This window comes from Micromonospora sp. CA-244673, from assembly GCF_050948395.1.
Classification (GTDB): Bacteria; Actinomycetota; Actinomycetes; order Mycobacteriales; family Micromonosporaceae; genus Micromonospora.
On sequence record NZ_CP192019.1, the window covers coordinates 935,398 to 953,993 of the forward strand.

The 18,596-nt window shown below is 73.3% G+C and carries 18 protein-coding genes; 10 read left to right on the forward strand and 8 right to left on the reverse strand.

The features are described from left to right. The first annotated feature begins 22 nt into the window (after window positions 1–22). Complete coding sequence (locus ACQP12_RS04645; RefSeq protein ID WP_357947624.1) at window positions 23–1,114, forward strand: mannose-1-phosphate guanylyltransferase; 1,092 nt, start codon at window positions 23–25, stop codon at window positions 1,112–1,114. A gap of 12 nt (window positions 1,115–1,126) precedes the next feature. Here the strand turns inward: ACQP12_RS04645 and ACQP12_RS04650 are convergent, their stop codons facing one another. Further along, window positions 1,127–1,699 (reverse strand): NUDIX hydrolase, encoded by a 573-nt coding sequence (locus ACQP12_RS04650; protein WP_433285261.1) that lies wholly within the window; start codon window positions 1,697–1,699, stop codon window positions 1,127–1,129. Between the two features lie 293 nt (window positions 1,700–1,992). Between ACQP12_RS04650 and ACQP12_RS04655 the strand changes: the two genes are divergently transcribed. Then, the gene (locus ACQP12_RS04655; RefSeq protein ID WP_433285264.1) at window positions 1,993–2,985 is read left to right on the forward strand and encodes an ArsR/SmtB family transcription factor; all 993 of its coding nucleotides are present in this window, start codon (window positions 1,993–1,995) and stop codon (window positions 2,983–2,985) included. Window positions 2,986–2,997: 12 nt separating this feature from the next. Here the strand turns inward: ACQP12_RS04655 and ACQP12_RS04660 are convergent, their stop codons facing one another. Together ACQP12_RS04660 and cofD are read right to left on the reverse strand one after the other, a co-directional pair. Next, the gene (locus tag ACQP12_RS04660) at window positions 2,998–4,083 is read right to left on the reverse strand and encodes a coenzyme F420-0:L-glutamate ligase (RefSeq protein ID WP_357947615.1); all 1,086 of its coding nucleotides are present in this window, start codon (window positions 4,081–4,083) and stop codon (window positions 2,998–3,000) included. Then, a complete protein-coding gene (gene cofD / locus ACQP12_RS04665) occupies window positions 4,080–5,027 on the reverse strand; it encodes a 2-phospho-L-lactate transferase (protein ID WP_433285267.1) in 948 nt (315 codons plus the stop codon). The genes ACQP12_RS04660 and cofD overlap by 4 nt, the downstream gene beginning before the upstream one ends. A gap of 99 nt (window positions 5,028–5,126) precedes the next feature. On the opposite strand from cofD, the gene ACQP12_RS04670 reads away from it, so the two are divergent. From ACQP12_RS04670 to ACQP12_RS04695, 6 genes are all read left to right on the forward strand, one after another. After that, entirely contained in the window at window positions 5,127–6,050 is a 924-nt protein-coding gene (locus ACQP12_RS04670; protein WP_433285269.1) for a hypothetical protein, read from the forward strand. Between the two features lie 81 nt (window positions 6,051–6,131). Further along, window positions 6,132–8,639, forward strand: a complete 2,508-nt coding sequence (locus ACQP12_RS04675; protein WP_433285271.1) for a bifunctional FO biosynthesis protein CofGH — start codon at window positions 6,132–6,134, stop codon at window positions 8,637–8,639. 153 nt (window positions 8,640–8,792) lie between these two features. Further along, window positions 8,793–9,131, forward strand: coding sequence for a hypothetical protein (locus ACQP12_RS04680; RefSeq protein WP_357947603.1), 339 nt, complete (start codon window positions 8,793–8,795; stop codon window positions 9,129–9,131). An 89-nt stretch (window positions 9,132–9,220) separates the two neighbouring features. Then, a complete protein-coding gene (locus ACQP12_RS04685; protein ID WP_433285274.1) occupies window positions 9,221–10,618 on the forward strand; it encodes a DUF4331 domain-containing protein in 1,398 nt (465 codons plus the stop codon). A 14-nt stretch (window positions 10,619–10,632) separates the two neighbouring features. Continuing rightward, window positions 10,633–10,980, forward strand: a complete 348-nt coding sequence (locus tag ACQP12_RS04690) for a phospholipase (RefSeq protein ID WP_357947597.1) — start codon at window positions 10,633–10,635, stop codon at window positions 10,978–10,980. A gap of 492 nt (window positions 10,981–11,472) precedes the next feature. Next, a complete protein-coding gene (locus tag ACQP12_RS04695; RefSeq protein ID WP_013284161.1) occupies window positions 11,473–11,733 on the forward strand; it encodes a WhiB family transcriptional regulator in 261 nt (86 codons plus the stop codon). A gap of 101 nt (window positions 11,734–11,834) precedes the next feature. On the opposite strand, the gene ACQP12_RS04700 is transcribed toward ACQP12_RS04695, so the two are convergent. Further along, a complete protein-coding gene (locus ACQP12_RS04700; protein ID WP_091260118.1) occupies window positions 11,835–12,284 on the reverse strand; it encodes a metallopeptidase family protein in 450 nt (149 codons plus the stop codon). A gap of 154 nt (window positions 12,285–12,438) precedes the next feature. On the opposite strand from ACQP12_RS04700, the gene ACQP12_RS04705 reads away from it, so the two are divergent. Further along, a complete protein-coding gene (locus ACQP12_RS04705; protein ID WP_357947594.1) occupies window positions 12,439–12,813 on the forward strand; it encodes a DUF3499 domain-containing protein in 375 nt (124 codons plus the stop codon). 153 nt (window positions 12,814–12,966) lie between these two features. Here ACQP12_RS04705 and ACQP12_RS04710 read toward each other — a convergent pair whose 3' ends face one another. The 4 genes from ACQP12_RS04710 to ACQP12_RS04725 form a co-directional block, all read right to left on the reverse strand. Then, complete coding sequence (locus ACQP12_RS04710) at window positions 12,967–14,343, reverse strand: NAD(P)/FAD-dependent oxidoreductase (protein WP_433285278.1); 1,377 nt, start codon at window positions 14,341–14,343, stop codon at window positions 12,967–12,969. Then, on the reverse strand, window positions 14,343–15,209 hold the full coding sequence (locus tag ACQP12_RS04715; protein WP_433285280.1) for a pyridoxamine 5'-phosphate oxidase family protein: 867 nt from the start codon (window positions 15,207–15,209) through the stop codon (window positions 14,343–14,345). The genes ACQP12_RS04710 and ACQP12_RS04715 overlap by 1 nt, the downstream gene beginning before the upstream one ends. Further along, on the reverse strand, window positions 15,194–16,540 hold the full coding sequence (locus tag ACQP12_RS04720) for an aspartate aminotransferase family protein (RefSeq protein ID WP_357947585.1): 1,347 nt from the start codon (window positions 16,538–16,540) through the stop codon (window positions 15,194–15,196). The genes ACQP12_RS04715 and ACQP12_RS04720 overlap by 16 nt, the downstream gene beginning before the upstream one ends. Window positions 16,541–16,688: 148 nt before the next feature. Further along, the gene (locus ACQP12_RS04725; protein WP_355053906.1) at window positions 16,689–17,201 is read right to left on the reverse strand and encodes an Lrp/AsnC family transcriptional regulator; all 513 of its coding nucleotides are present in this window, start codon (window positions 17,199–17,201) and stop codon (window positions 16,689–16,691) included. A gap of 208 nt (window positions 17,202–17,409) precedes the next feature. Between ACQP12_RS04725 and ACQP12_RS04730 the strand changes: the two genes are divergently transcribed. Continuing rightward, window positions 17,410–18,594 carry an ABC transporter substrate-binding protein gene (locus ACQP12_RS04730; RefSeq protein WP_357947582.1) on the forward strand — a complete coding sequence of 395 codons (1,185 nt, stop codon included), beginning with the start codon at window positions 17,410–17,412 and terminating at the stop codon, window positions 18,592–18,594. The last annotated feature ends 2 nt before the right edge of the window (window positions 18,595–18,596 follow it).

Genomic DNA, 18,596 nt, shown 5'->3' on the forward strand with positions numbered 1-18,596 from the left:
GCGGTTCGGGCATGATGTGCTGATGTTCTACGCCGTCATCCCGGCGGGTGGCAGTGGCACGAGGTTGTGGCCGCTGTCCCGTGCCGGCCACCCCAAGTTCCTCCACCCGCTGACCGGCACCCCGGCCTCGCTGCTCCAGGCGACGGTCGACCGGCTGTCGCCGCTGACCACACCGGACCGCACGCTGGTGGTCACGGGGGCCGCGCACGTCGCGGCGGTGGCCCGGCAGCTGGCGGGCGTGCCGGAGGAGAACATCCTGGTCGAGCCCTCGCCGCGGGACTCCTGCGCGGCGATCGCGCTGGCCGCCGCGGTGATCGCCGAGCGTGAGCCGGAGGCGGTGATGGGCTCGTTCGCCGCCGACCACCTGATCGGTGACCCGGCGCGCTGGGCCGAGGTGGTCCGGCAGGCGATCCGCGGCGCCGAGCAGGGTTCGCTCATGACGGTGGGCATCACCCCGACCCGGCCCGAGACGGGCTACGGCTACCTGGAGACCGGCGAGCCGGTGGGCGACGGCCCGCTGCGCCCGGTGATCGAGTTCAAGGAGAAGCCCGCCGCCGACGTGGCCGAGGGCTACGTGCGTTCCGGCCGGCACCTCTGGAACGCCAGCATGTTCGTCTGGCGGGTGGACGTCTTCCTGGCCGAGCTGGCCCGGCAGCAGCCGGCCCTGCACGCGGGGATCACCGCGATCGCGGCGGCGTGGGGCACCCCGGAGCAGGACGACGTCCTCGGGACGGTCTGGCCGACCCTGCCGAAGATCTCCGTCGACTACGCGGTGATGGAGGGCGCGGCGACCGCCGGCCGGGTGGCGACCGTCCCGGGCGACTTCGGCTGGAACGACGTGGGCGACTTCCACACCCTCGGCGAGGTGCTCCCCGCGGACGCCGCCGGCAACGTGGTGCTGGGCGGCGACGCCAAGCCCGGCGTGCTGCTGCGGGACAGCAGCGGCATGGTGGTGGTGCCGCAGTCCGGCCGTCTGGTGGCCGCGATCGGCGTCCACGACCTGATCGTGGTGGACACCCCGGACGCCCTGCTGGTCTGCCCGCGCGACCGGGCGCAGGACGTGAAGAAGGTGGTCGACGAGCTCAAGGAGCGCGGCGAGGAGGGGCTGGTCTGACCGGGCGCCGGGTCAGCCGGCGGCCCGGCGGGCCAGCGCGGCCAACCCCGGCGCCACCAGCTGGGTCGTCCCGTCGGCCAGTGGCTCGGGCAGCCGGTCCGGCGGGAACCAGCCCAGCGCCTCGGACTCGGCGCTGACCCGCTCGGTCGCCCCGGCGGGGGCCAGCACGGCGAACCGGACGTCGTAGTGCAGCGAGCCGCCCTGGCAGGTCACCGGGTGGATGTCCACGTCGATCGGCTCCGGGTCGACCACCAGGCCGGCGATCCCGGACTCCTCGGTGGCCTCGCGCAGCGCGGCCGCCGCCAGGGTCCGGTCGCCGGGCTCGCAGTGCCCGCCGAGCTGCACCCACTTGCGGAATTTGCCGTGCAGGCAGAGCAGCACCCGGGCGCCCGTCGGGTCCAGCACCAGCGCGCTGGCCGTGACGTGCCCGGGCCGGTGGGCCCGGCTCATCGCCACCGGCCCGGCGGCCAGCAGCGCCAGCGTCCGGTCCCGGTTCGCGGCGGCCTCCGGGCTGGTCGCCGTCCAGCGGCCCAGCACCGCGGTGGCGTCGGCGTGCAGGTCGGTGTACGACTCGATGTCCGGCACCCCGCCACTGTACGGGCGGTGGCGCTCTGGCTCGGCGGGAGCGGTCGCCGGACGACACCTCTACGGAGAAAGAGCCGCAGACCCTCGTGGTGCCGTCCGGCCGACCGGCGCGCCCGCTGACCGACAGCCGGTTCGGCGATGCCGTGCCCCGGCATGGCGGGCAAGAGGAAGTCTGCCCAACCCGGCCGGGCACCGTCGAGGTTTTTCATCCCACGCTTAAAGATGGAGATAAGTACCGGCGGGTACAGTGCTCAACGTGGCGGGCACTCCCTCTGTCCGCCCGGGAGAGCTCCATGCTGAAGGTCATTTTCTCCCGCGAGGACATCCTGCGGACCAGGGTGGCTCCTGCCGCGGATCCCGTCTGGGAACTGGTCCTCAGCCTGCACCTGCTCCAGGGCCGCGGGCGTGACCCGCTCCTGACCGAGTGGCGACGCACCGTGGCTTCCGGGCTGCGGACGGACACCACCGCGGAGCGTTACCGCCTGCTGCTCGCGCTCAACCCGCCCCGCGGCTACTTCCCCGACTTCCTCACCCCGTACGCCAGCAAGGAGGGCCTGGACGCGGGGCTGGAGGCGATCCGGGGCACCCCGGCCGACCTGCTCCGCCGTGACCTCACCCGGCTGGCCGAGGAGAACGCGCTGCCGGCGTCGGCGAGCGCCCTGGCCCGCGGCGAGCCCGAGGTGCTGAGCCACCTGACCGATGCGATGGTCCGGTACCAGTCGCTGGCCGTCACCCCGTACTGGTCGCGGATCCAGGCGGCCGTGGAGGCGGACCGGGCCCGCCGCGCCCGGGCCATGCTCGACGGCGGCACCGAGGGGCTGCTGGCCAGCCTGCGGCCGAACATGCGCTGGGCCGACGGCGTGCTGGAGGTCCTCGACTACCCGGACAGCCGGGAGCTGCACCTCGACGGCCGGGGGCTGCTGCTCGTCCCCTCGTTCTTCTGCGCGCGCACCCCGGTCGCGCTCCTCGACCCGAGCCTGCCGCCGGTGCTGGTCTATCCCGTCGACCGGCTCGGCGGCCTCATGCCCGAGCCGGGCAGCGACGCCGACGCCGCGCAGCGGGAGGCGCTGGCCGCCCTGCTCGGCCGGACCCGGGCGGCCGTGCTGGAGGCGGCCGACGAGGGCTGCACCACCGGCGAGGTGGCCCGCCGGCTGCGCATCTCCGCCGCCGCGGCCAGCCAGCACACCACCGTGCTGCGCAACGCCGGCCTGCTGGTCAGCCACCGCGACCGCAACACCGTCCTGCACACCCTGACCCCGCTGGGCCGGGCCGTCCTCGACGCCTGAGGTCGCGCGAGGTCAGACGGCCAGGGCGGCGCTGGCGGCGCTGCCCGGCGGTGGGGGGAGCAGCGCCGACGGGACGCCCTCCGCGGCCAGCGCCGTGCGCAGCCGTTGCAGGTCGGCGCCGAAACGGACCAGGTCCGCCGCGTCGACCGGGGCCGGTGGCGCGCCGAGGACCAGGCCGGTGGCGCGCCCCGGCCAGCCGGGCACGGTGGCGACCAGTCCGGCGCGTACCTCGTGGTCGGTGACGTGGGTGAGGACGGTGCCGGGCGCGACCACCTCGGCGACGGCGGCGATCGCCCGGTCGACGGCGGCCGGGTCGGCCGGGGTCGGGCCGGGGCCGTCGGCCAGGGTGGCCGCCTCCCGCAGGCCGGCGGCCCGCGCCTCGGCGGTGCCGAGGGAGAAGAGGTCCAGCGACGCGTCCCGGACCAGCGTCCGGGCGCCCTCGTCGTCGTCCCGGGTCTCGCCCAGGTAGCCGCGGATCACCGCGACCGGCACCTGGTCGCACTTGCCCTTGATCAGCTCGCCGGCCGCGGCCAGCTCGTCCACGACGGCCATCTGGGTGAGCTGGAGTTCGTTGCCGTAGGGGTCGATCTCGCCCCGGTGGTCGCGGATCGCCGGCATGCCGGCCACCCCGAGCGCCACGTCGGTGAGCCCGTTGCGCCACGGCCGGCCCATGGTGTCGCTGACGATGACCGCCACGTCGAGGTCGTACCGCTCGCGCAGGGTGGCGCGCAGCGCGCGGGCGGAGGCGTCCGGGTCCTCGGGCAGCAGCACCAGCCGGGTCTTGCCCACGTTGGACGCGTCGATGCCGGCGGAGGCCATCACGAACCCGTGGTGGGTCTGCACGATGCGGGTGGTGCCACGGGTGGCCACCACCCGGGCGGTCTCCCCGGCCAGCACCTCGTCCCGGGCGGCGAGCCGCTCGGGCCCGTCGGCCGGCACGTCGACCAGCCGGCCCTCCGCCTTCGACACGACCTTGCTGGTCACCACCAGCACGTCGCCGTCGCGCAGCCAGGGCGCCGCGGTGGCGATCAGCGCCGCCAGGTCGTCGCCCTCGGTCACGTCGCCGATGCCGAGCACCGGCAGGATCTCCAGCCTCACATCAGCTCCAACGCGGCTCGGACCATCGCCACCGTCGCCGCCTCGTCGGTCATCCGCAGCGGCGCGGAGCGCACGGTCACCTCGGGCACCAGGGTGCCCTCGTCCTCGGGCGCGACCAGCCAGCCGTCGAGCAGGCCGCCGGCCGAGCGGGCGCCGTAGAGGCCGCCCACCCCGGCCGCGCTGCACTCGACGCCGAGCACGGACAGGCAGCGGTCGGCCATGCCGCGGACCGGCGCGCCGCCGATGATCGGGGACACCCCGACGACCGGGGCCGGCCCGTCGGCGATCGCGTCGCGCAGGCCCGGCACGGCCAGGATCGGCGCGATGCTCACCACCGGGTTGCTGGGCGCGACGAGCACCACGTCGGCGGCCCGGATCGCCTCCAGCACGCCGGGCGCCGGCTTCGCCGCCTCCGCGCCGACGAAGACGAACCGGTGCGTCGGAACGTCCGCCCGGTGGCGCACCCACCACTCCTGGAAGTGGATGGCCCGCTGGCCGCCGTCCAGGTCGACCACGACGTGCGTCTCCAGCCGGTCGTCCGTGGCCGGCAGCAGGCGTACGCCGGGCTGCCAGCGGGTGGTCAGCGCCTCGGTGACCTGGGACAGCGGGTAGCCGGCGTTGAGCATGGTGGTGCGCACCAGGTGGGTGGCGAGATCCTTGTCGCCCAGCCCGAACCAGGCCGGCTCGGCCCCGTACGCGGCCAGCTCGGACTTGACCGTCCACGTCTCGCCGACCCGGCCCCAGCCCCGCTCCGGGTCGGCGCCCCCGCCCAGCGTGTACATGACGCTGTCCAGGTCGGGGCAGACCTTCAGCCCGTGCAGCAGCAGATCGTCGCCGACGTTGACCACGGCGGTGACCTCGGCCCCCACCTCCCGGGCGTACGCCCGGACGCCGAGCAGGAACCGGGCGCCCCCGATGCCGCCGGTCAGAACCACGATGCGCATGACGTCCATCCTTGCGCACGCGCCGCCGTCGATCGCCCGGTGGCCGGAGAGACTACGCTCACTCCGGCAACTGTCCGTTTTCGTCCCCAGGGGGAGTCCGTGACCAGCCCCGCCGAGCCCGCGTCCGGCGACACCACGCAGGCCAGCCAGTTGACCAAACCGCTGCGCGAACTGGCCGCGCTCGTTCTGCTCGGCGCGAACGCCGTGCTGCTCTTCGTCGGCCTGCTGCGCCTGCTGGTGCCGGTCGACGACTACAGCACGTTCAGCGGCCGGGCCGGGAGCACGTTCTTCACCTTCGTCGGCCTGGAGTCGGCCGTCCTGCCGGTGCTGGCCGTGCTGCTCGCCACCCACGTCCGCCCCGTGCTGCCGAAGGCGAAACTGATCACCCAGGTGGCGCTGGTCGAGTACGGCGTCGCCGCGGTGTTCGGCGCGCTGACCTTCCTGATCTGGCTGGTCGGCCGGCTCGCCGACGGCGAGGTGCTGGACGCCTTCCTCGGCCTGCTCACCCGGGTGGCCTGGCTGGCCGTCTTCGCGGTCGCCGCGTTCGTGGTCTTCAAGATCTGGCGCACCCTCTACTACGTCCCGAAGCCGAAGCCGCAGCCCGGCGTCTACGGCCAGGCGCAGCCCGGCTGGCCGCAGCAGCCCGGCCCGGTGCCCGGCCAGCCCGGGGGCTACCCCGCCCCGGGCGGATACCCCGGCATGCCGCAGCAGCAGGGCGGCTACCCGCAGCCCGGCCCGTACGGCCCGGCGCAGCCCGCGCCGCCGTTCAACACCGCGCCGCCGCACGCGCCACAGTCGAGCCCGCCGTTCGGCGCCCCGCAGTCGGGTCCGCCCCTCGCCGGCCCGCAGTCCGCGCCCCCGTACGGCGCCGCACCGCACGCGGCGCCGCCGTTCGGCCAGCCGCCGTCGGCCGACCCGACCCAGGCGATCCCGCGCCAGCCGGCCGATCCCGGCCAGCCGTCCCCGCCGGACGGCGACCGTACGCAGCGCTTCGACCGGGAGGACCCGAACTTCCCGCGCTGAGCCGCCGCTTTCCACCGGCCGCCCGCCCTCGCCTTGTCGGGGGCGGGCGGCCGCGCATCGGCCAGCGCATAGGCTGGGCGGATGGTTGATCGCAGCGAGCCCGTCCCGACCGAGGCGAGCGTCCGGCGGGCCCTGGGCCGGGCCGCCTCCGGCCGGGCGCTGGACGTGGCGGAGGCGAGTGCGCTGCTCGCGGCGCGCGGCGCGGCGCTGGACGAGCTGCTCCGGGTCGCGGGGGAGATCCGCGACGCCGGGCTGCGGGAGGCGGGCCGGCCGGGCGTCGTCACCTTCTCCAAGAAGGTGTTCATCCCGCTGACCCGGCTCTGCCGGGACCGCTGCCACTACTGCACGTTCGCCACGGTGCCGCACCGGCTGCCCGCCGCGTACCTGGAGAAGGACGAGGTCCTCGCCATCGCCCGGGAGGGCGCCGCGCAGGGCTGCAAGGAGGCGCTGTTCACCCTCGGTGACCGCCCCGAGGAGCGCTGGCCGGCGGCCCGGCGGTGGCTGGACGAGCGGGGCTACGACTCCACCCTCGACTACCTGCGCGCCTGCGCCGTGGCGGTGCTGGAGGAGACCGGCCTGCTGCCGCACCTCAACCCCGGGGTGCTGTCCTGGTCGGAGCTGCAACGGCTCAAGCCGGTCGCGCCGAGTATGGGCATGATGCTGGAAACCACCGCCACCCGGCTCTGGTCCGAGCCGGGCGGCCCGCACCACGGCTCGCCCGACAAGGAGCCGGCGGTGCGGCTGCGGGTGCTCGACGACGCCGGCCGGGTCGGGGTGCCGTTCACCACCGGGCTGCTCATCGGCATCGGGGAGACCCTGGCCGAGCGGGTCGACGCGCTCTTCGCGATCCGCCGTGCGCACCGGGAGTACGGCCACCTCCAGGAGGTGATCGTGCAGAACTTCCGCGCCAAGCCGGACACCGCGATGCGGGGGATGCCCGACGCGGAGCTGCACGACCTGGCGGCCACGGTGGCGGTGGCCCGGGTGCTGCTCGGCCCGAAGGCCCGGATCCAGGCGCCGCCGAACCTCATCGAGGGCGAGTACGACCTGCTGCTGCGCGCCGGCATCGACGACTGGGGCGGCGTCTCGCCGGTCACCCCGGACCACGTCAACCCGGAGCGCCCCTGGCCACAGCTGGACGAGCTGGCCCGGCGTACCGCACAGGCCGGCTTCACCCTGCGCGAGCGGCTGACGATCTACCCGGAGTACGTCCGGGCCGGCGACCCGTGGCTCGATCCGCGCCTGCTGCCGCACGTCACCGCCCTGGCCGACCCGGAGACCGGGCTCGCCGTCGAGGCGGCCCGCCCGGTGGGCCGGCCGTGGCAGGAGCCGGAGGAGGTGTTCGGCGGGCGTACCGACCTGCACGTCACCATCGACACCACCGGGCGGACCGGGGACCGGCGGGGCGACTTCGACGACGTCTACGGCGACTGGTCGGAGGTGGCCGCGAAGGTCGCCGTCCCGGTCGCCGTGGCGAGCGACCCCGACCTGCGGGCCGGCCTGCGGCTGGCCGCCGACGACCCGGCCGCGCTGCTGGAACCGGCGCACGAGGCGAAGGCGCTGGCGCTGTTCGGCGCGGACGGGCCGGCGCTGGACGAGCTGTGCCGGATCGCCGACGACGTGCGGCGGGACGCGGTCGGCGACGACGTCACCTACGTGGTCAACCGCAACATCAACTTCACCAACGTCTGCTACGTGGGCTGCCGGTTCTGCGCCTTCGCCCAGCGGGAGAGCGACGCCGACGCGTTCCGGCTCTCCCTGGGCCAGGTCGCCGACCGGGCCGAGGAGGCGTGGGCGGCCGGCGCCACCGAGGTCTGCCTCCAGGGCGGCATCGACCCGAAGCTGCCGGTCACCGGCTACGCCGACATCGTCCGGGCGATCAAGGCGCGGGTGCCCGGGATGCACGTGCACGCCTTCTCGCCCATGGAGATCGTCACCGCCGCCGCGAAGGCGGGCGTGCCGGTGAAGGAGTGGCTGCTCCAGCTCCGCGAGGCCGGCCTGGACACCATCCCGGGCACCGCCGCGGAGATCCTCGACGACGAGGTGCGCTGGGTGCTCACCAAGGGCAAACTGCCGGCCGCCGCCTGGGTCGACGTGGTGAGCACGGCCCACGAGCTGGGCATCCGGTCCAGCTCCACCATGATGTACGGCCACGTCGACCACCCCGGCCAGTGGCTGGCTCACTTCCGGGTGCTGGCCGGCGTGCAGGACCGCACGGGCGGCTTCACCGAGTTCGTGGCGCTGCCGTTCGTGCACACCAACGCGCCGATCTACCTGGCCGGCATCGCCCGGCCCGGCCCGACCTGGCGGGAGAACCGGGCCGTGCACGCCATGGCGCGGCTGCTGCTGCACGGCCGGATCGCCAACATCCAGTGCTCCTGGGTGAAGCTCGGCGACGCCGGCACGGTGGCGATGCTCCAGGGCGGCTGCAACGACCTGGGCGGCACTCTCATGGAGGAGACCATCTCCCGGATGGCCGGCTCGGGCAACGGCTCGGCCCGGACCGAGGAGCAGCTCCGGGGGCTCGCGGCGGCGGCGGGCCGGCCGGTCCGCAAGCGGACGACCGCGTACGGTCACGTCGGCGCGTAGCGTCGAACCTTTCCCCGCCGCCGGCCGTACCAGTGGATGCCGGCGGCGGTTGCGGCGAGGACCGCCGCCGGCATCCCCAAGCGCGGGGCACCCGGCGGCGTCCGGGCCCCGGTCCATCGTGGGCGCTGCGGCGCCGGCCCGGAAAGGTTGCCCATGACCACTGATGAGCCGAAGCGGGACATCGATGAGCCACAGTGGGCCATTGACGAGCCGCAGCCGGCCGCTGAGCCGAAGCGGCGGCCCTGGCCGCGACTGACCCGCCGGCAGACGTTGACCGCGGCCGCGAGCGCCACCCTGGGCGCCGCCGCCCTCACCGTGCCGGGCCTGTCCGCCGCGCAGAACGCCCCCTCCGCGGGCCGGCGCGACGAGCCGATCGTGGTCCACCTCCGCGACGCGTCCTCCGGCACGCTGGACGTCTTCGTCGGCACGACCCGGATTCAGGTACGCGACCGCGGCCTGGCCGACCGCCTGGTCCGCGCCGCCCGGCGCTGACCGCCCCCGCGCCCCCGGCGCGGCCCCCCGGCGCGGGCTCCCGGCGCCGGTCCCGACTTCCGCTACCCCCGACGAAGGTGTGGTCCGCCATGTCCTCTCACCGCGAGGCTCCGGAGATAGCCAAGGATCCGGTCGCCGACAGCTCCGACCTGTACGCGTTCGTCAGCCCGAGCCAGCCCGACACGGTCACGTTGATCGCCAACTACGTGCCGGTGCAGCTCCCCTCCGGCGGCCCCAACTTCTTCGAGTTCGGCGACGACGTCCGGTACGAGATTCACGTCGACAACGACGGCGACGGTAATCCGGATGTCACCTATCGTTTCGAATTCACCACGGAGATCACGAATCCGAACAGCTTTCTTTACAACACCGGGCCGATCGAGTCGCTGGACAGCAAGAACTGGAACCGGCGCCAGTTCTACCGGTTGACCCGGATCGCCGACGGCCGGGAGCACGTGCTGGCGCACAAGCTGCCCTGCCCGCCGTGCAACGTGGGACCGCTCTCGACGCCCAGATACCAGGACCTGGTGCGGCAGGCGACGTTCCGGCTGTCGACCGGGGAGAAGGTCTTCGCCGGCCAGCGGGCCGACGGCTTCTTCGTCGACCTGGGCGCCATCTTCGACCTCGGCACGCTGCGCCCCTTCCAGCAGCTGCACGTGGCCGGCAAGAAGCTGTTCAAGACCGAGGGCGAGCCGGTCAACGCGCTGGACCGGTTGAACGTGCACAGCATCGCCGTGCAGGTCCCGCTCGCCAAGGTCCGGCGCAAGGCCAGCCGCTACGGCTACGCCGACCGCGCCTCGACCATCGGCGTCTGGACGACGGCCTCCCGCCAGCAGGTCCGGGTCCTCGGCGACCGGGCGGCCGCGGACACGGCCGCGGGGCCCTTCACCCAGGTCTCCCGGCTGGGCAATCCGCTGTTCAACGAGGTCGTCGTGCCGATGTCCAAGAAGGACCTGTGGAACACGTTGCCGCCCACGGAGGACAAGCGGTTCGCCCAGTTCGTCGAGCAACCCGAGCTGGCCGCGTTGCTGCCCGCGCTCTACCCGGGCGTGTTCCCCAACCTGGATGCCCTGAACAAGTCGAAGAAGCCGCGGGCCGACCTCGTGGCGATCCTGCTCACCGGCGTGCCCGCCGGGCTGATCGACGGTTTCGCCAACACCACCGGCGACCTGCAGGCCGACATGCTGCGGCTGAACACGGCGATCCGGCCCAGCCGCAAGCCGGACCGCTTCGGGGTGCTCGGCGGCGATCTGGCGGGCTTCCCGAACGGCCGGCGGGTCGACGACGACGTGGTGACCATCGCGCTGCGGGCAATCGCCGGGCTGACCGTGCCGCTGGTCGACAAGACGTTCAAGCCGGACGCGGCGGCGACCGCGGTGACCCCGGGCCTGAGCGCCGCCGACGTGACCGCGCCCTTCCTGGGCGACTTCCCGTTCCTCGGCACGCCGTACGACGGGTTCAACAACCCGCCGGCGAAGAAGCCCTGAACGGGGGAGGTCACATGCACGGCCAGCACCAGCACCACACCCTGGGTCCCTCGGAGAGCGGCAGCGTCGTGCTCGACCTGGGCGGCGACTCCGGCGCGCTGATCATCCACACCGGACGGGAGCTGCACGGCCGCGAGATCGAGATCAGCCGGGCCGACCGGGACGAGCCCCGCACCCACTCCGCAGTCCGCGAGCGGCACGTCCGCGACGGCGTGTTCCACAGCGCCGTCTATCCGGACCTGGCAGCCGGTCTCTATACCGTCTGGTGGGACAGCGCCACGCCAGCCGGCGCGATTTCCGTCACCGGTGGCGCGATCGCCGAATTCGTCTGGCCGGCCAGCTCACCTCCGGGGACTGACTGACCGATCAGGCCGCCGCACCGTCGCGCCCCGTCCACATGATGGACGGGGCGCCGTCGGCGTTCGCGGGCTCGACGGGCGGTACCGCTCGCGTCGGGTTAACCTTGCCCCCACCAATGCTGATCTTGGACGGCGTCACGACGACCGCCCGGGCGCGGCCCGCCGGAAGCCTCCACCGGGGGTCGCCGGCGGTGTCCACACCGGTGCGCCACGGCAGAAAACTTGGGGCAACTCGCCGGGGAAGGCGTTACTCGTCCGGGGTCTGAATCGATAGGGCAGGTTGCGAGGGTCGGGCGGCCACCACGGCCGCCCGGAAGGTGTCGGGAGGGCGACTCCATTATCAAGTTTGGCTTGACGGCGCACGCATTACACGCGTGTAATTTGAATGGGGTTGTTCGCACGGAACGCAACAAATTGTGACCGGACGAACAAGCACGCCTTTCGCGTGGGGGGTTGCAGCGGCGATGACGCCGGTGCGCGACAAGGAGGCAACGGATGGACGGCCAGCTCGAGGTGGCCGACCTGCTCGGAAACGCGCCGGAGTGGCAGGAGCGGGCACTGTGCTCGCAGACCGACCCGGAGGCGTTCTTTCCCGAGAAGGGCGGCTCGACCCGCGAGGCGAAGCGCATCTGCTCGCGGTGTGAAGTGAAGACGGAGTGTCTCGAATACGCGCTCGGCCACGACGAGCGGTTCGGGATCTGGGGTGGGCTCTCCGAGCGGGAGCGGCGCAAGCTCAAGCGGCGGGTCGCCGCCTGACACGCGTACCGGACCGGGTGGTGGGGGCCGCCCGGGGTCCGGGGCCGACGACCCGGCCGGCGGGGGCCGGCCGGGACGCGGCGGCGGTCTGCCGCTGCCGGCTAGGCCAGTTCGTCGGGGTCGACGCCGAGCAGGTTCGCCACCTGCTCGATGATCACGTCGTGCACGAGGTCCGCGAGGTCCTCGCGGTCCATGGCCCGGAACTCCAGCGGCCGCCGGTAGAGCACGATCCGCGGCGGCACCTCCTGCCGGCCGGGGCGCCCGGGCAGCAGGCGGGCGAGCGGCACCTCGCCGTCCTCCAGCACGTCCGAGTCGTAGACGTTCAAATCCGGCGGGACGTCCTCGACGGCGAACTCGACCCCGGCCAGTTCCTTGGCGAAGCGGCGTTCGAGCGTCTCCACCGTGTCCAGCACCAGGTCGTCGAAGACCTCGGCCTTGGTCCGGGCCAGCGGCACGGTGGCCGGCACCAGCCGCCCCCGCAGCCCCCGCCCGTGGCGGTCGCGGTGGGTGCGCCGGCCGGAGCCGGGGCGGCGGTTTTCCGGGCTCGTCATGACGCACAGGGTAGCCCCCGGACCCGGGCCGCCCGCCGTCGCGCCGCCGGCCCGGCGCGCCGACGCGCCGATCGGACGAATTGTGATCACCATGACGGGCGTGTCGCAACGCGAAGCGGTGCGCCGCACCCGGTAATGGGGATACCCTGCCGCCGTGAGGTCACCACGGCGCTGCTCCCGTAACGGCTGCCCCCGGCAAGCGGTCGCCACATTGACCTATGTCTACAACGAGTCCACGGCCGTGGTGGGCCCCCTCGCCGCGTTCGCCGAGCCGCACACCTATGACCTGTGCGAGCCGCACGCCCGCAGCCTGACCGCCCCGCGCGGCTGGGACGTGGTGCGCCACGAGGGCGAGTTCGAACCCCCGCCGCCCACCACCGACGACCTGGTCGCCCTGGCCGAGGCCGTCCGCGAGGCCGCCCGCCCGGCACCCCCACGCCCGCCGTCGGACAACGACCAGCCGAGCCCCCAGGCCCCCCACCAACAGGGCCGCCGCGGCCACCTCCGCGTAATCCCCCCCAACCACTAAACCCCGGCCCCCGGCCCCCAGCCCCAGGGCCCCCGCGCCCCGCGCCCGGCCGCGTTGATCATGAAGTTATTGCCCTCCGCCGCGGCGTGTCCTGGCAATAACTTCATGATCAACGCGGCCGGCCGGCAGGCCGGGCCGGGGCACCGGGTGGGGTCAGTGGCCCAGGAGGTGGGAGAAGGCGGCGGCGCGGCGGGAGGGGCGGTTGGTCCGGCTCTCCGCCTCGTCGGCTGAGAACATCACCTTCAGGCCGGCGTTGACCGCCAGCCAGCGCAGGGGCTCCGGTTCCCATCGCGGGGAGCGGTGGTTGACCCAGGGGAGGGTGGTCAGGTCGGACTGCTCGCCCCGGATCAGGTCGGCCAGGGTACGGCCGGCCAGATTGCTGGTGCCGACGCCGTCGCCGACGTAGCCGCCCGCCCAGGCCAGCCCGGTCGACCGGTCCAGGCCCACCGAGGCGGCCCAGTCCCGGGCCACGCCGAGCGGCCCGCCCCAGGTGTGCGTCACCGGCACGTCCGGCCCCAGCACCGGGAAGAGTTCGCCGAGCACCCGGCGCAGCGCCGCGAAGACCCGGGGCTCCCGGTCGAAGTCGGGGCGGACCCGGGAACCGTAGTGGTAGGGGGCGCCCCGCCCGCCGAAGGCGAGCCGTCCGTCGGCGGTGCGCTGGCCGTAGATGATGACGTGCCGGTAGTCGGAGAAGGTCTCCCGTTCGGCCAGCCCGATCTCCGCCCAGGTCGCCTCGGGCAGCGGCGCGGTGGCCACCATCAGCGAGTAGACCGGCGCCACGGCCCGCCGCTGGCCGGGCAGGGCTGGGGTGAAGCCCTCGGTCGCCCGGACCACCACCGGCGCGCGGACCACGCCGGCCGGGGTCACCGCCGCCCCGGGCCGCAGTGCCGTGACCGGGGTCCGCTCGAAAAGGCGTACCCCCCGGCGCTCCACCGCCGCGGCCAGGCCGCGGACCAGCTTCGCCGGGTGCACGGCGGCGCAGTGCGGGGTGTACGTGCCGCCGCGTACCCCCTCGGCGTGGCAGCGGGCGGCGGCCTCGGCGGCGTCGAGCAGCACCAGGTCGGCGTCGGCGAGACCGTGCTCGCGCGCCTCCGCTACGGCGGCCCGGGCGCGGCCGAGCTGCACGTCGGTGCGGGCCAGCACCACCGTGCCGCCGGCCCGCCAGTCGCAGTCGATGCCCTCGGCGGCGACCACCCGGCCGACCTCGCGGACGGTCTCCTGCATGGTCCGCTGCATGGCGAGCGCCCGGTCCCGGCCGTGCCGGCGGGCCAGCGCCGGCAGCGAGGTGGGGAAGAGGGCCGAGCACCAGCCGCCGTTGCGGCCGGAGGCGCCGTACCCGGCGATCTCCTTCTCCAGCACCACGATCCGCAGTGCCGGGTCGGCCTCGGCCAGGTAGTACGCCGTCCAGAGCCCGGTGTAGCCGGCGCCCACGATCACCACGTCGGCGTCGGTGTCGCCGGGCAGGCCGGGGCGGGGGGTCAGCGATTCGTCCACGCTCGACAGCCAGTACGACAGGTTCTGGTAGCGCATCACCACTCCGGTGGGGGCAGGTCGTGGCGCAGCCGCGGGTCGGGCTGCGGGGTCCCGTACGTCTCGACGACGGGCACCACCCCGGCCCAGACCGGCCGGTCGAGGTCGTCCTCGGGGTCGTCGGGCGGGCCGTCGCTGATCTTCACCGAGCACTCGTCCAGGGGCAGGGCGAGCACCAGCGTGGCGGCCAGTTCCTTCGCCGAGGGCGGCCGGATCTCCGCCCAGCGGCCGGGGAGCAGGTGCTCGGAGAGGCGGTGCAGCGCGGCGGCTTTCGCCTCGCCGGTGAGCGCGGTGAGGGTGCCGAGGACCATGGCGCAGCGGTAGTTCATCGAGGACTCGAAGGCGCTGCGGGCCAGCACCAGCCCGTCGAGCAGGGTGACCGTGAGGCAGGCCGGCGCGCCGGTGGCGAGGTGCCGGAACAGCCGGCTGCCGGTGGAGCCGTGCACCAGCACCCGCTCCCCGTCGCGGGCGTACGCCACCGGCAGCGCGTACGGCTGGCCGCCGTCGGCGACGGCCAGGTGCGCGACCCGGCCGGCGTCGAGCACGGCGTGCAGCGTCGCCCGGTCGTGGACGGCGAGGTCGGGCAGCCGGCGTACCCGGGTCCGCTCGCTGCCCCCGACGGCGCTCGTCGTGGTGGTCCGGTCCCCGGGGTCGGGGTTGAGGTCGGGTTCGGCGGCGCCGACGGTGCTCGTCGTGGTGGTCCGGTCCCCGGGGTCGGGGTTGAGGTCGGGTTCGGCGGCGCCGACGGTGCTCGTCGTGGTGGTCCGGTCCCCGGGGTCGGGTTCGGCGGCGCCGACGGCGCGGGGCCGGTCCCCGGTGTTCCGGGAACCGGCCCCGTCCGGGCCGCCGGTCAGAGGCGCGACCATGCCTCGGTCAGCACGGCGCGCAGGATCTGCTCGATCTCGTCGAACTGCTGCTGCTGGGCGATCAGCGGCGGCGCGAGCTGGATGACGGGGTCGCCCCGGTCGTCGGCGCGGCAGTAGAGCCCGGCCTGGAAGAGCGCGGTGGAGAGGAAGCCGCGCAGCAGCCGCTCCGACTCGGCCTCGTCGAAGGTCTCCCGGGTGGCCTTGTCCTTGACCAGCTCGATGCCGTAGAAGTAGCCGTCGCCCCGGACGTCGCCGACGATCGGCAGGTCGTTGAGCTTCTCCAGTGTGGACCGGAAGGCGCCCTCGTTGGCCCGGACGTGGCCGATCAGGTCCTCGCGGGCGAAGACCTCCAGGTTGGCCAGGGCCACCGCGCAGGAGACCGGGTGCCCGCCGAAGGTCACCCCGTGCGCGAACATGCCGGTCTCGGTGAGGAACGGCTCCATGAGCCGCTCGCTGGCGATCATCGCGCCGAGCGGGGCGTAGCCGGAGGTGATGCCCTTGGCGGTAGTGATGATGTCCGGCTGGTAGCCGTACCGGACGGCGCCGAAGTACTCGCCGAGCCGGCCCCAGGAGCAGATCACCTCGTCGCTGACCAGCAGCACGTCGTACGCGTCGCAGATCTCGCGGACCCGCTCGAAGTAGCCGGGCGGAGGCGGGAAGCAGCCGCCGGAGTTCTGCACCGGCTCCAGGAAGACCGCGGCGACGGTGTCCGGCCCCTCCCGCTCGATGGCCCGGCCGATCTCCTCGGCGGCCCAGCGGCCGAACGCCTCGGGGTCGTCGCCGTGCTCGGGGGCCCGGTAGAAGTTGGTGTTCGGCACCTTGATGCCGCCGGGCACGAGCGGCTCGAAGTCGCTCTTGATGCCGGGGAGGCCGGTGATGGACAGCGCGCCCATCGAGGTGCCGTGGTAGGCGATGTAGCGGCTGACCACCTTGTACTTGTTCGGCTGGCCGGTGCGCTTGAAGTAGGCGCGGGCCAGCTTCCACGCGGCCTCGACGGCCTCGGAGCCGCCGGTGGTGAAGAAGACCCGGTTCAGGTCGCCGGGGGCCAGCGCGGCGACCTTCTCGGCCAGCTCGACGGCCTTGGGGTGGGCGTACGACCACAGGGGGAAGTAGGCGAGTTCGCCGGCCTGCTTGGCGGCCGCCTCGGCGAGCTCGGTCCGGCCGTGGCCGGCGTTGACGACGAAGAGCCCGGCGAGTCCGTCCAGGTAGCGGCGGCCCCGCGAGTCCCAGACGTACGCGCCCTCGCCGCGCACGATGGTCGGGACCTCGCCGGCGGAGTAGCTGGCCATCCGGGTGAAGTGCATCCAGAGGTGGTCGGTGGCGTTGGCCATGTCAGCCCCATCGGGTCTCGGGCCGGTCAGGGGTGACACCGGCCGCTCTGCCCACGGTTATCCCACAGGCAATGCCGATCACGCAAGCGTCGAGGGCAAACGACAACGGATTCAGCGTGCGGTGTTTGTCACGACAACGGAATCCGTATCAGGCTGTTCCCCAGCTGTAGGTCTGCTTGCGGAGCTTGAGGTAGACGAACGCCTCGGTGGAGACCACGCCCGGCACCCCGCGCAGCCTCTGGAGGATCTCCAGCAGGTGCTCGTCGTTGCGGCAGACCACCTCGGCCAGCAGGTCGAACGACCCGGCGGTGATCACCACGTAGTCGATCTCCTCGAACTCGGCCAGCCGGTCGGCGACGCTCTCCAGGTCGCCGTCGGTCCGTAGGCCGATCATGGCCTGGCGGGGGAAGCCGAGCTGGAGCGGATCGGTCACCGCCACGATCTGCATGACCCCGGCGTCGAGCAGGCGCTGCACCCGCTGCCGCACCGCCGCCTCGGAGAGGCCGACCGCCTTGCCGATGGTCGCGTACGGGCGCCGCCCGTCCTCCTGGAGCTGCTCGATGATCTGCTTGGCCACGTCGTCGAGCAGAGCGTGACTGGCGCCCTCACGCACGGTCACACGACGGCTGCCGTTGCCGTTCTCCAGTTGCCGGTTGGCCATCGTCCCCTCCCCATGTCCGAATCCTCGTGCTGAGCGTAGTGCCCCGGCGCAGTCTGGCGTATTTCGTGGTGCATAGCTATTCCCGCAACGGAATCCCTTGTAAGGGAGGTCACCTCATGTCAGGATCAGTCGTCCATCGCCACTGACCCTCCCGCCGGCGCGCCACCCCCGTCCCGCCGCCGACGATGACCCCCCGAGGAGTCGTCACATGCGTAGTCCCCTCCGGCACCTCACCCGGCGCGGTCTGCTCACCGGGACCCTGGGCTCGGCCGCCCTGCTCGCCACGGCGGGCACGCTGGCCGGCTGCGGCACCAAGGGCGCCCAGCAGACCGAGGCCGGTTGCAAGAGCGACGACCTTTCCGCCACGGAGAAGAAGCTGGCCTTCTCGAACTGGCCGCAGTACATGGACGTGGACGAGAAGGACGAGTCCAAGCGCCCCACCCTGGACGCGTTCATCGCGAAGTCCGGGATCCAGGTGACGTACACCGAGGACGTCAACGACAACAACGAGTTCTTCGGCAAGGTGCAGAACCAGCTCGCCGGTTGCCAGACGACCGGCCGCGACATCATGGTCCTCACCGACTGGATGGCGGCCCGGATGATCCGGCTCGGCTGGATCCAGAAGCTGGACAAGGCGAAGCTGCCCAACGTCGAGGCGAACCTGCTGCCCTCACTGCGCGGCCGTTCCTTCGACAAGGACACCCAGCTCGCCGTCCCCTGGCAGTCCGGCCTGGCCGGGCTCGCCTACAACGCCAAGGTGGCCAAGGAGATCCGCACGGTCGACGAGTTGCTCACCCGCCCCGACCTGAAGGGCAAGGTGACCGCGCTCTCGGAGATGCGGGACACCATGGGCCTGCTGCTCCAGGCCGGCGGTCACGACCCGTCGAACTTCACCCCGGCGCAGTTCGACGACGCGCTGAACAAGCTGAAGAAGGCCGTCGACTCCAAGCAGATCCGCAAGTTCACCGGCAACGACTACGCCCCCGACCTGGCCAAGGGCGACATCGCCGCCTGCATCGGCTGGTCCGGCGACGTGGTCCAGCTCGGCTTCGAGGACGAGAAGATCAAGTTCGTGGTGCCCGAGTCCGGGGTGATGCTCTGGTCGGACAACATGCTGGTGCCGAACAAGGCCGGCCACAAGGCCAACGCCGAAGAGCTGATCAACTACTACTACGACCCGGCGGTGGCGGCACAGCTCGCCGCCTATGTCAACTACATCTGCCCGGTCAAGGGCGCGCAGGCCGAGATGGAGAAGATCGACCCCGACCTGGCCGCCAACCCGCTCATCTTCCCGGACGACGCCATGCTGTCGAAGTCCAAGGTCTTCATGGCCCTGGACGAGAAGCAGGAGAAGGAGTACGAGACCAAGTTCCAGCAGGTCATCGGGGCGTGAGG